We start from the raw sequence: 12,436 nt of genomic DNA, 5'->3' as shown, positions 1-12,436 counted from the left end.
TCGATCGGCCGCTCTTCGGCGTGGCGGAGACCGCCGTGTTACCCCGAGGTAACGCTCGGTCACTGTCCGATAACAGTTAGGCGCTCTTCACTCACAGGGCGGGTATTCGTCCACCGAGCGAACTATTCTTCCGGTATGACACGCCGACAGGCGAACACGCCTACAGGCGAAAGGAGCACCATGAAGCAGCACAAGCTGATGGGGGCGATCGCGTTCAGCGGAGCCCTCGCACTCGTTCTCGCGGGCTGCGCGACCGACACCGGCAACGGCGGCGGCAACGAGGGCGACGGCGAAGCGGTCGAGACCGCGTTCGCGGACTACAACCCGCAGGAGCGCGACGCACTCCAGGAGGGCGGCGAGGTCCGTTTCCCGATCAACGAGATCCCGGAGCAGCTGAACTCGTTCAACGGCGACGCGTCCTCCGACACGGCACGCGTGGCCGCGTGGTACATGCCGCAGATCCTCCTGCAGAAGGACGACGGCACGCCCTACAAGCACGACGCGTACCTCGACGCCTGGGACATCGCAGAGGTCGACGGCAACACCCAGATCACGTTCACCTTCACGGCGGACGCGCACTGGAACGACGGCACCGACATGGACTGGACCGCCATCGACGCCACGTGGAAGGCCAACCGCTCCATCGAAGAGGGCTTCAACCCGAACGCGACCGACGGCTACAAGCAGATCGCCTCGGTCGAGCAGGGCGACACCCCGAAGACCGCCATCGTCACCTTCGACGGCATCTTCGCCTGGCCCGAGATGCCGTTCCTGACGGGCATCATCCACCCCGCGCTCGCCGACCCCGAGACCTTCAACACGGCGATGATCGACAACCCGCACCCCGAGTGGGGTGCCGGCCCGTACAAGATCGACGAGTTCGACGCGAACACCGACTACGTCTCGTTCGTCCCGAACGAGCAGTGGTGGGGCGACGCTCCGCTGCTCGACAAGGTCTCCTTCCAGGGCATGGACGCCGCTGCCTCGATCAACGCCTTCAAGGCTGACGAGATCGACTCGGTCGGCGTCGGCACGAAGGACCGCCTCGAGCAGGTCAAGGACATGGATGGCATCACCATCTACCGCTCCACGCAGACCGCGAACACGCTGATCCAGGTCGACTCGACGAAGCCGCAGTTCTCGGACATCAAGGTCCGCGAGGCGTTCTTCAAGGCGATCAACATCGAGCAGCAGAAGGAGATCGCCTGGAACGGCCTCGACTACACCGAGGCTCCGGCGGGATCCCTGACGCTCTTCCCGTTCCAGCCCGGCTACAGCAACGCCCTCGAAGAGGCCGGCTGGGAGTTCAACCCCGACGACTCCAAGGCCCTGCTCGACGAGGCCGGCTGGACCGAGGGCGAGGACGGCATCCGCGAGAAGGACGGCGAGAAGCTCTCCGTTGTCTACCCGGTGTGGAGCGACGACCCGACGCAGGAGGCCCTCGCGAAGGCTCTGCAGGCGCAGATGAAGGACGTCGGTATCGACCTTCAGATCGACATCCGCCCGTCGACCGACTTCTCGGACGACTACAACAACATGAACTGGGATGTCTCGGGCCTCCGCTTCACCTCCTCCGACCCGTTCGGTGCCGCCTGGTTCTGCCAGCTGTACTGCATGGACATGGGCCTGAACCTCTCGGGCGTTCAGACCCCGGAGATGGATGAGCGCATCCACACCGAGGTCGAGTCGCTTCCGACCGCGGACGAGCAGACGGCTGCGGCCATGAAGCTCGAGGCGGAGATCTTCCAGGACTGGGGCATCATCCCGCTGTACAACGGTCCGTCGATCTCGGCTGTGAAGACGGGTCTTGCCAACCTCACCCCCGAGCCGTACGTCGGCCTGGACGGCTTCGGCGTCCAGCCGGTCGAGAACGTCGGCTGGGAGAAGTAACCCGGTCGCTGCGCTCGTCGCAGTGAACGTCAGGCGGGGTCGGTGCGCGAGCACCGGCCCCGCTTTCCTTATGCTGGGCACGTGAAGCCCCGCGTCGTCCTCGTGCACGGCATCCGCACGTCCAAGACGATGTGGCGGGCGCAGCTCGAGCACCTCGCCGCGCGCGGCGTGCACGCCGAAGCGGTCGACCTTCCCGGCCACGGCTCACGAATGGACGAAGTCTTCACCCTCCCCGCCGCGATGGAGACCATCGACGAGGCCGTGCGGTCGGCCGCCGAATCGGCGCCCGTGCTCCTGGTCGGCCACTCCATGGGCGGGCTGCTCAGCGTCGCCTATGCGGGACAGGCGGATGCTCCGCCCGTGGCGGGGTTCATCGGCGCATCCTGCACCGCGCTCCCCCGCGGCGCAGGTCTCTCCTCCTACCGATTCCTCGCGCGCCGTTTCGACGGGCTCCCCGACCGCGGTCTTTGGCTGAGCGCGCAGGTGCTGGCCGCAACGCTGCCCGTGGAGACGCGCGCCGACTTCTCCGCCGGCGGCTATGCCCTGGATGCTCAGGACGTGGCGCTGGCCAGCCTCGCGGGGCTCGACCTCGCCTCGGCTCTGCCCCGCCTACGGATGCCGACGTGGTGGATCAACGGCCAGTTCGATCAGCTCCGACTCCAGGAACGGCTTTTCCAGAGCCTGACGCCGCAGTCGGAGCTGATCGTCGTGCCGCGCACCTCGCATCTCGTGACCGCGATGCGTCCTCGCGTCTTCAATGCCCTGCTGGATGTGGCGATCGCGACTCTCGCGTCCACTGCGTCATGACCGCACCCGCCACGGAGAAGATGCCCGCGGCGAGGAACAGCAGCCAGAAACCGCCGACGAGGGCGACCAGGCCCGCGCCGAGGAGCGGCCCGATGAGCTGCCCGAGGTTCGCCGAGACGTTCATGATGCCGAGGTCCCTGGCGTTGTCCGCATCGTCAGGGAGCAGATCTGTCGCCCACGCGAGGCTCACGGCCATGTAGGCGCCGTACCCTGCGCCCATGATCGCTGCGGCGATCGCCGTCCCGACGAAGGTCGGAGCGGTGAGGATCAGCAGCGCAGAGAGCGCCTGGACGATCGCCGCCGCGACGACGTACGGCTTGCGCACCCGCCGCCGATCGGACAGCGCACCGGTGAGGATCGACGCGGCGACGACGAACACCGTGTAGATCACGATGAGCAGCAGGAGGTCGTCCTCCGCGGTCGCCGAGCCGATGCCGTGCATCAGGAAGAACAGCAGCAGCGCCGTGCCCAGCGCGTTGCCGATGTTGACAAGCAGCCGACCGCCGAGGAGGCGCCGGAAGTCCGGGCTCTGCAGCGCGCCGCGCCCTGATCGTGCTGCGGGTTCTCCTCGTCCGTCCGGGAGCGGATCCGGGAGCAGCACGGCCGTGCCGCTGCCGACGACCGCGATGAACGCGGCGAGCAAGAGGTAGCTGTCGAGGACTCCGAGGCCCAGCAGCACGACCGTTCCCACGCCGAGGACGATGCCCACGGCCTGCGCCGAGCTCACCACGGCCGACGCCGTGCCGCGCTGCTGGTCGAGTTGATCGGCGATCATGGCCGTCAACGCGGCCGACAGCGCCGCGAGTCCGATCCACACCCCGACCCACGCCGCACCGATCGCGATCGGGCCATTTGCGAGCCCCGTGGCGATGAGCGCGGCAGCGGTGACCAATGCTCCGCCGATGGCCCACGGACGGCGTCTGCCCCAGCGCGAACGCGTGCGGTCGGAGAGATAGCCGGCGAGCGGTCCAGCGAGTATGCCTGCCAATCCGCCGACGGAGAGCACGAGGCCCGACCACATCACGCCTTCGACCCAGGCGCCCTCGTCGTCCGAAGTGTCCAGTTGAAGCGGGAGCAGCAATTGCACCGGCGTCAGCTGCACGGTCCAGATCGCGAGCCAGGCCACGGTGAACAGCAGCATCCACCGTCTGCCGACGCGCGCATGCCCGTTCGCGACGTCCATCGTTCCCATCCCGCGCTCCTTCGCGTCTCCCCCGTCGGCTCAGAGTATCGCCGAGGCAGGGGCTGGGCACGGACATTCCGCGAGACCTGGTAAGCTTGATTCTTGGCTTGCGTGTGGGATTTCCCTCACGACCGCCGGAAAGCAGCCCCTCTACTGCTCACGGCACTTCCATCCAACTCTGAACGAAAGCTTCCACACGTGGCAAACATCAAGTCGCAGATCAAGCGAATCAAGACCAACGAGAAGGCTACGGCGCGCAACAAGGCCGTCAAGTCCGAGCTCAAGACTGCTGTCCGCAAGACCCGCGAGGCCATCGCCGCCGGCGACAAGGCCGCCGCGCAGACCGCGCTGAAGACCGCGACCAAGAAGCTCGACAAGGCCGTCAGCAAGGGCGTTATCCACGAGAACCAGGCTGCGAACCGCAAGTCCTCCATCGCGAAGCAGGTCGCCGCTCTCTGAGCCGCTGTCTTCGACAGGCCCGTCCCGCAAGGGGCGGGCCTTCGTCGTTTCTGCCGGAGCTGAATGCCCGGGCCTGGCATCCCCCCGGGACCTCAGGCCGTGAAAGGCTCCCTGGTCGCGATCACGGTGACCATGCGTTCCAGAGCGAAGATGGGATCGCGTGCAGCGCCCTTGACCTCGGCATCCGCCCTGGCCGTCGCCTGGATGGCGAGGCCGAGCGAGCGCTCGTTCCAGCCCGCGAGGTCACGTCTGGCCCTGTCGACCTGCCAGTCCTTCATTCCCAGCCGAGCAGCGATATCCCGGCTCGAGCCCCGGACACCGGCGACCCTCGCCATGGTCCTGAGCTTCATCGCGAACGCCGCGACGAGCGGAACAGGGTCGGCCCCGGAGGACAACGCGTGCCGGAGCGCGACCAGAGCCTCTCCGTAGCGACCGGCGATGGCGGTATCGGCGACGACGAAGGCCGAGACCTCGACGCGACCCCCGTAGTACTTCGTGACGACGGCCTCGGTCACATCGCCCTGGACGTCGTTGATGAGCTGCTGGCAGGCGGCGGCGAGCTCGGTCAGATCATCCGCGAACGCCGAGACGAGAGCGCGCAGTGCCTGCGGCTGGATCCGCCGCCCTGCCGCCTTGAACTCGCCGGCGGCGAAATCGACACGGTCGCCATCGCGCTTGACGGCGGGGCAGGCGATCTCGATACCGCCCCCGTTTCCAGCGCGGACGGCATCGAGGAGCTTCTTTCCGCGCACACTCGCGCCGGTGTGGCGCAGGATGACGGTGGCGCCCTCCTGAGGGTTCTCCAGATAGGCGACCGCTTCCTGGAGGAAGGCGTCCGAGCACTTCTCCACCCCGGCGACACGGACCAGCCGCGGCTCTCCGAAGAGCGACGGCGACGTCAGTGAGAGCAGCGTTCCCGGAGCGTAGTCATCTGCCCGGACGTCGCTGACCTCGAGGGCGGGATCCTCGGCGCGCAGGTAGTCGCGTACTCCCGCGATCGCCCGCTCGGCGCAGACCTCCTCCGGCCCGGAGACGAGCACGATCGGCGCCGGTCGCGGCTCCCGCCACGACACCTGCGCGATCTTCGCCGCAGGCTTCTTCGCGGGAGTTCGAGCAGCAGCCATGTCCTTCAGCCTACCCGGGGCCTCCGTCACCGTCCGATCCCGGTGGCTCGGTCTCGCGCTCGGTCCACGCCGTCAGGCGTCCGTCCTGAATCCCGAGAAGGATCCGTCCCTGCAGGTCGGTGCGGAGTACCACCGCACCGGAGGCCTCCAGAAGCGCCAGAGACTCCGCCCTCGGGTGCCCGTAGTCATTGCCCGTCCCTGCGCTGAAGATCGCGGCGGACGCCCGTGCGAGGGCGTAGAGCCGTGGATCCTGGTCGGCGCTGCCATGATGGGCGACCTTGACCACGGCATAGGGCGGTCTCAGCGTGCCGGAGGCCGCGAGCAGCTGCTGCGGCGCTGCGGACAGGTCACCCAGGAAGAGTGCGCGGGGAACGCCGCCCCCGTCGACGTCGATCACGACGCTCGCATCGTTGCCGGGCGGGAACGCACTCTGCTGCGGCCTCGGCCAGAGCACACGCCATCGCGCCTCTCCGAGCATCCCGTGCTGACCCGCGGCAGCCGGCACGATCTCCGCGCCATCCTCGGCGAACGCCGTCAGCAGGTCGTCATCCTCCCGCCCGCCGGCAGGGCCGTGCAGGACGAGGGCCACACGCCCGATGAGCGCCTGCGCCCCGCCGGCATGGTCGAGGTCGAAGTGCGTGAGGACGAGCATGTCGACTCTGTCTACGCCCAGCGAGGAGAGGCACGCCTCGAGCAGCTCCGGCTCAGGACCCGTATCGATGACGGCGGTGCTGCCCTCCGATCTCACGACGAGCGCATCGCCCTGTCCGACGTCGCAGGCTGCGATCGACCATCCCTCCGGCGTCGCCGAGACCGCGAGCGGGCCGGTCAACAGCATCCGCGCGCCGGCGACTGCCGTGGCGACGATCAGCAGCGTCGCGGCGGTCCGAAGGACGAGCGCCGGTGCGCGTCGTCCCGCTCTGCTGCGCCAGAGGATCGCGCCGAGCGCGATGCCCAGCACCAGCACCACGGATGCCGTCGCGATGCCAGGGACGACAAGCATCCTGGCGCCGGGCAGGTCGGCCGTGACCGACGCTGTCGTCGCTATCCACGCCGCAGGCAGCCACGCCGAGGCGGCGAGCAGATCGGCGAGCATGGGCACAGGTGCGGCAAGACACGCCAGAAGGCCAACGACGGTCACGATCGGCGCAGCCGGGGCGGCGAGCAGGTTGGCGACGATGCCGATCAGGGACTGCTGTTCGGAGAACAGCGCCACGATCGGGCCGCAGACCAGCTGAGCGGCGAGCGGAACGGCGATCGCAAGAGCGACGGATGCCGGCATCCATCGCTCGAGCCCACCGGCGAGGCGGGGGGCGAGCAGGATCAGCGCGCCCGTCGAGGCTGCCGAGAGCGCGAACCCCGGCGTCGCCGCGAGCCAGGGGTCGGCGATCAGGATCGCGGTCACCGCCAGGCACAGCACGCTCGTCCCCGCACTCGGCCGCCCGAGCAGCACGGCCAGCATGGCCAGGCCCGCCATCGTCCCCGCCCTGATAACGCTCGGCTCGGGGGTCACGAGGACGATGAACGCCGCGAGCGAGGCGGCCGCCGTGATGACGCGCACCGTTCTTCCCCCTCGGCACAGCGCCACGAACCAGAACGCGGCGGCCACGACGATCGCGCAGTTCGCTCCAGAGACTGTCTGTCTATGAGGTGGGTAAAATTGAATGCATGAAGCATCTCGTCGTACGGGAGTACCTACGTGTATCGCAGGACCGGTCCGGCACCGGTAAGAGCCCCAACCAACAGCACGATGAGATGGTCGAGGGCGCACAACGGCAGGGTTGGGTGCTTCACCCTCACCCCTACCGGGACACGGACCGTAGCGCGAGCCGGTACGCCCGCAAGACGCGCGAGGGCTTCGCGGAGTTGATGGCTGATCTGGAAGAAGACCGCTTCAGTGCGGACATGCTCGGCATCTGGGAGTCGAGTCGCGGCTCACGCAGAACCGGCGAGTGGCTCGACCTCATCGAGCTGTGCGCCGAACGCGATGTCCGCATCTGGGTGCTGACACATGGGCGCGTCTACGATCCAACGAACGCCCGCGATCGTCGCTCCCTTCGAGAGGATGCGTCTGACGCAGAGTACGAGAGCGACAAGACGAGCGAGCGCCTGAGACGGGACATGCGAGCCAACGCGCTCAAGGGGCGACCGCACGGGAAGCAGATCTATGGTTACGAGCGCGTCTACGATCATTCGACCGGGCAGCTGGTCGGTGTCATCGAGCACCCCGAGCACGGACCGGTCGTTCGGGAGGCTGCGCGGCGAGTACTGGCCGGCGAAGCCTACTACGCCATCGCCAAGGACTTCAATGCCCGGGGAATCCCGCCCCGACGGCGCGCTTTCACCTCGCGCCGGGAGGTGCTGGGCTGGACTCCCCCGGCGGTGAAGCAGATGCTGTCGATGCCGGCGTACGCGGGTCTGCGCCAGCATCAGGGCAAGATCCTCGAGGACGTCCAAGCTATCTGGCCACCACTTATCGAACCGGAAGCCTGGCACCGACTGCAGGCGGTCATGGCTGGACGTAGTCAGCAAGGGGCAAACACGTGGCCGGCAAAGCACCTGCTCGGCGGCATCGCTGAATGCGCCGTCTGCGGGTCCGGGACCCGCATTGGGAAGCAGAACGCTGGGAAGCAGCAGTACGACAAGGAGACCAGAGAGAAGCTCCCCCGCCGCCACTACAACGCCTATCTCTGCCATGGCACTCCGGGCAAGACGGGCTTCCATGTTGCGATGCGCGAGGAGCATCTGGACCTCCTGGTGACCGAGGTCGTGCTCGCCCGCCTCCAGCGCCCAGACTTCCTCGCACGCGTGGGCCAGGAGGACGAGGGCGTGGACGAGCAGCGTGAGGCGCTACTCGAGGAGATCCGCGCGCACAAGGCCTGGCTGGACGACGTTGCGAAGCAGGCGGCGAAGGACAAGGACCTGGGTATGCTCACGGAGCAGCGCGCGCTTATCCTGCCGCAGATCGATGCGGCGCAGAAGCAGCTCGAGGCGTTGGCGAGGACCGATCCTCTGATCATCGAGCTTGCCGGCGCAGACGACGTCGAGGCCCGCTGGCAGGAGTTGTCCATCGTCGAGCGCCGTCAGGTCATCCGGCTCCTTGTGACGCCACGGATCAAGCCGGTCGGCAAGGGCTGGCGCGGCAAGAAGGGGGTCAACCGCGAACGGGTCGAGTTCGCGTGGAAGTAGCTGTGTCCATGGTTGTGTCTGCGCTCTCTCGGTAAAATGGAGCCATATCTGAACACGAGTGTCGCCGCTCCGACGTGGGCGGTTGGCTGAGGCGGAGACATGCCCGCCTCGCGAAGTCTTAGCCGCGGGGTCGCCGCACGAAGCACTCCTCACTATGAGGAGCCCGCGCATGTCGGCAGTCGCCGCAAAATCCACCACCGAGGAGTCCGTCAAGGACTGGGCTCGGCGCATCGCCGCCCTGGCTCCCCCACTGGCCGACGACCAGTTCCAGCAGCTTCGTGCTGTGATGGTTGTGGGTACGAGCGGCGGACGGCGAGAGGCGTCAGAATCGCGGCGGCAGGCTGCGTGACTATGCCCATGCCTCGCGCCATTTCCCGATGCTGCTCGCCGCGGCCATCAATTCATCGCCGTAGTTGCTCCAGAGCCCAGGTTGCTTCTCGCGAATCCACGCAAAGCCTTGGCGAACATCGCGGTCGTCAATTCCCCAGCCGCGATCCCCGTCGGGTATAGAGCGGATCGCTGGGGCCAAGTTCTCCACCATCCGCATCGCAAGGTGCGAATCGCCGTCAGCCAGCCAGCCTACGACCCTGATGAGCCAGGCGATGGTCGCCGACACGGGCTCTGTCGAACCTTCAAGCGACCACCGGTCTAGCGACCTCAGATTGTCTCGGTGAAGTAGTTGCGCAAGTGCAGAGGGGACGCCGCTCCGGAGCGTCGATACAGCCGTAACGAGAGGCGGCCGTCTGCCTGGTGCTCTGTTCAGTTCGGCGTCTTTGATCCCGAGGAGGACGCCAGTAAGCACGTTAAGACGTGTGCCTCCTGCTATGAGGTAGTCGATATCTTCGACGCGGTGCAGGAGACCGCCGGCAGCTTCCGGCAGAAGATTCACCAGCTCACGATAGAAGCCGTGTCCGGGTCGCTGGATCTCGGCCGCTTTTCCAGTGACAAGCGTGACGATCGCCGAGATGTCAACGTCCAGGTTCCGCGTCCTTGCGTGTTCGAGGAACGCTAAGAGTCCATCGAACCTGCGAGGGCCGCGGTGTGCTGATGCGTATCTGCGTTCGAGTCCCGCCACGTACTGGGCTACAGCGACCGAGTCCAGTTGGTCCGCAACCCTGATTCCCAGATGGTCTCCCGGCAGTGACACCGCCACATTCGCGCGGAAGGTAGCCTGCAGCAACACACGATCTCTACCTGAATACTCGGCGACCTCCTCCCAGAGAAGTTCCAAGTGCGTCGCATCGCTGGAGTCGTCGACGATGGACAACAACGCGTCACGTCGCTGGCGCTGCAAGATACGCTCCTGACGCTCGAGGATCGAAACCTGTTGCGCCCTGAGCTCGCCGTCCCGCTTAGCCTGTTTGACTCCGAGACGCCAAAGGAACAGCGGAATGAGCGCCGTCACCAGAATGCTTGCAGTTCCCAGAACATTTGCCGGACTCGACCACGTCCACTCGTCCGCGAAGCTTGCCCACCAATCGATCATGCCGTCCCCTCTGCGACGTTGTCAGCGCGTGACGCTGGCAGCTGTGGGAGTCACCCTAGCGACACGTACCGACACCGAATCCCGGGGCACAAGGCACGATTTGAGTCGCGGTTTTTCAGATGCCTCTCCGCTTGACATGCTGAGCGTCCGTAATCACGAATGAGTGGAGTTAATCTTCGTCGCGAGCGCCTCGAAGTTGGCCAGAGTCGCCTCCGAGAGCTGTTCAACTCGCGACGGGTCGCGCAGCAGGACGGCAGCGGGACGCCAGTGGTCGAACTTGGGCTCGCCCAAGCCTTCCAGCCGCTTCAGGATGCGCTCGTGGTGGTTTGGCAGGTCCTCGGCCCGAATGGACTTACCGAACGCGGCGTTGTACAGCTTCACGTAGTCCTCTTCGGTGAAGAGGTCCTCGATGTCCGCGTGCTTCTGCTCCAGCACGGCGCTGACGAGCACTATCCGACCGCCGTCGATCTTGTTCGCGTTCATTGCGGCCTCGACCTTCCCGCCGCCTTCAGTCCCGGAGTCGAGGAGGACGGTGACGGACACCTTCCGCCCGAGCAGGGACACGAATGCGGGGACATTGGACGACCCGCCTGCCGGCAGGATCCGCCAGCGTTCGTCGACGCCCTCGCGCCCAAGCTCGCGCAGCCGACGGCTGACCAGGTCCAAGTATGCGAGGTCGGATGGCCCCTCTACGAGGAGGTTCCGCTCGCCGATGAACAGGTTCTGCGTGAGGTCGTAGCCCAGCGCAGCTTGCAGGGGGAACGCACTGTCCTCCCCGACCTCGAGAGCATCCGACGAGGTCACCGAGCCAATGTCGTCACCACGGTCCTCGACAACGCGCACACGCTCGATCTGCTCGACCATGAAGGGCGAGTGCGTGGTGTAGATCACCTGGCCTGCCGGAGCGAGCCGCTCGTTGATGAATCGGAGGAAGTCGCGCTGCGCCTTGGCATGGAGGGTTAGGCCAGGCTCGTCCAGGAGGATCACGACATCGCCGCCACGGCTCTCGAACTCACTGAACGCCGCGAGGAATGAGAAGAACCACCGGTACCCGGAGGACCGGCGCGAGAAGTTGTTCGTGAACTCGTGTTTGCGGTCCTCGACTCGGAAGTTCAGGTAGCGGACCACGCTATGTTGGCCCCGCCCATCCGAGACCGTCTCCGGCTCAGTCACGATCTTGATCCGCAGCTCGGGGTTCGTACTCCAGTACTCCTTCATCTCGCGAGACAAGTCGTTTGAGACCGACTCGAGTTCGGCGGTGCTGGCCTCGAAGTTCGAGTCCGTCATCGCATTCACGTCGGTGTTGGCGAGCTTCAGCAGTGCACGCGCGGTTTGCTTAGCTGATGCACCCGGCTCCTCATCTACCTGAGTCCTGAGCTCCGCGACGTCCACTCGTCCGTCGAGGCGCTGGTAGTCGCTGAACAGGAAGAACTTCGGCATGCACGCGAGCACGATCGCCTCTGCGATGGTGGCGAGATCGCCAGAAGCACCGAGCCTGTCAGCGATGCGCGCCAGAACGTCCGCCGTCGTCATGCTCGTCGCCTCGTCGTCCGTCGCGGCCGGCTCTTCTTCAGAGTCGCCCGACACCTCGGTGGTCTCCGCAGCAGCGGCCGCGGCAGCGGCGGCCTCTTCCTTGGCCCTGGCCGCGAGAGCATCCCTGAGAGAGGCAACTGTGGCGTGCGATCCGAGGAGCTCCTCAGCGTCCCGGTGACCCTCGAGCGCGTCCTGAAGGAATCGGCGCTCGTCGATGGTGACCTCAGCCCAGGCCTCACCGTCGTACCGGCGGCCGACTCTCACCGTGTCGGAGCCGACGACGCCCTCACCGAGCTTCCCCGCGAGGACTCGGAGATCCTCACCGTCGAGCGTGAACGTCGCCTCGATCGGAGTGATCGCCTGGAGGTCTCCGGCTCGGCTGTCGCGGCTGCGCCGCCACCGCGGATAGTCGTCGAGCTCCACGAACCTGTCGCCATACACGGGGTTCAGCCGGTAGAGCGCATCCAGCATCGTCGACTTCCCGGACTCGTTCATCCCGACGAGCGTCGTCACGTCGATCTCGACCGCCACCTCCGTCGAGTCCAGCACGTTCTTGTACCGGTGAACCCGGAATGACTTCAGCTTCAACTCATGGCCTCTCTCGCGCTTCAAGCATCTGTATCGCCAGACTAGGCGGGCACACCGACATTCGAACGGAAGCGGATGAGGTCGGTTGTCCTCGATGGCGGGCGTGCCGGCGGGCCTCATGCAGGCCGCTCGCAGTCCGATCAGCAGTCTGGCACCGCTGACTCTCGGGGCTCCAGG

The 12,436-nt window shown here is 66.5% G+C and carries 10 protein-coding genes; 5 read left to right on the top strand and 5 right to left on the bottom strand.

All coding sequences use genetic code 11. From position 1 onward, the window contains the following. Window positions 1–180 precede the first annotated feature (180 nt). Window positions 181–1,890, top strand: coding sequence for an ABC transporter family substrate-binding protein (locus ACWGJP_RS10680; protein ID WP_452329774.1), 1,710 nt, complete (start codon window positions 181–183; stop codon window positions 1,888–1,890). 81 nt (window positions 1,891–1,971) lie between these two features. Then, window positions 1,972–2,697, top strand: coding sequence for an alpha/beta fold hydrolase (locus ACWGJP_RS10675; protein WP_452329773.1), 726 nt, complete (start codon window positions 1,972–1,974; stop codon window positions 2,695–2,697). On the opposite strand, the gene ACWGJP_RS10670 is transcribed toward ACWGJP_RS10675, so the two are convergent. Further along, window positions 2,645–3,889 carry an MFS transporter gene (locus ACWGJP_RS10670; RefSeq protein ID WP_452329772.1) on the bottom strand — a complete coding sequence of 415 codons (1,245 nt, stop codon included), beginning with the start codon at window positions 3,887–3,889 and terminating at the stop codon, window positions 2,645–2,647. The genes ACWGJP_RS10675 and ACWGJP_RS10670 overlap by 53 nt on opposite strands. A 189-nt stretch (window positions 3,890–4,078) precedes the next feature. Here ACWGJP_RS10670 and rpsT point away from each other — a divergent pair, with 189 nt between their 5' ends. Next, window positions 4,079–4,339 carry a 30S ribosomal protein S20 gene (gene rpsT, locus ACWGJP_RS10665; protein ID WP_452329771.1) on the top strand — a complete coding sequence of 87 codons (261 nt, stop codon included), beginning with the start codon at window positions 4,079–4,081 and terminating at the stop codon, window positions 4,337–4,339. 92 nt (window positions 4,340–4,431) lie between these two features. Here the strand turns inward: rpsT and holA are convergent, their stop codons facing one another. Continuing rightward, window positions 4,432–5,463 carry a DNA polymerase III subunit delta gene (gene holA, locus ACWGJP_RS10660; RefSeq protein ID WP_452329770.1) on the bottom strand — a complete coding sequence of 344 codons (1,032 nt, stop codon included), beginning with the start codon at window positions 5,461–5,463 and terminating at the stop codon, window positions 4,432–4,434. A 10-nt stretch (window positions 5,464–5,473) separates the two neighbouring features. Further along, window positions 5,474–7,234 (bottom strand): ComEC/Rec2 family competence protein, encoded by a 1,761-nt coding sequence (locus tag ACWGJP_RS10655; protein WP_452329769.1) that lies wholly within the window; start codon window positions 7,232–7,234, stop codon window positions 5,474–5,476. On the opposite strand from ACWGJP_RS10655, the gene ACWGJP_RS10650 reads away from it, so the two are divergent. Continuing rightward, a complete protein-coding gene (locus tag ACWGJP_RS10650) occupies window positions 7,132–8,652 on the top strand; it encodes a recombinase family protein (RefSeq protein WP_452329768.1) in 1,521 nt (506 codons plus the stop codon). The genes ACWGJP_RS10655 and ACWGJP_RS10650 overlap by 103 nt on opposite strands. A gap of 169 nt (window positions 8,653–8,821) precedes the next feature. Continuing rightward, complete coding sequence (locus ACWGJP_RS10645) at window positions 8,822–9,001, top strand: hypothetical protein (protein ID WP_452329767.1); 180 nt, start codon at window positions 8,822–8,824, stop codon at window positions 8,999–9,001. On the opposite strand, the gene ACWGJP_RS10640 is transcribed toward ACWGJP_RS10645, so the two are convergent. Next, window positions 9,002–10,138 (bottom strand): hypothetical protein, encoded by a 1,137-nt coding sequence (locus ACWGJP_RS10640; RefSeq protein WP_452329766.1) that lies wholly within the window; start codon window positions 10,136–10,138, stop codon window positions 9,002–9,004. 153 nt (window positions 10,139–10,291) lie between these two features. Next, window positions 10,292–12,379, bottom strand: a complete 2,088-nt coding sequence (locus tag ACWGJP_RS10635) for an AAA family ATPase (RefSeq protein WP_452329765.1) — start codon at window positions 12,377–12,379, stop codon at window positions 10,292–10,294. Window positions 12,380–12,436: the final 57 nt, after the last annotated feature.

This window comes from Microbacterium sp. NPDC055903 (assembly GCF_053615555.1).
Note: the sequence above shows the minus strand (reverse complement) of the source record. Positions and strands in the feature narration are given on the sequence as shown.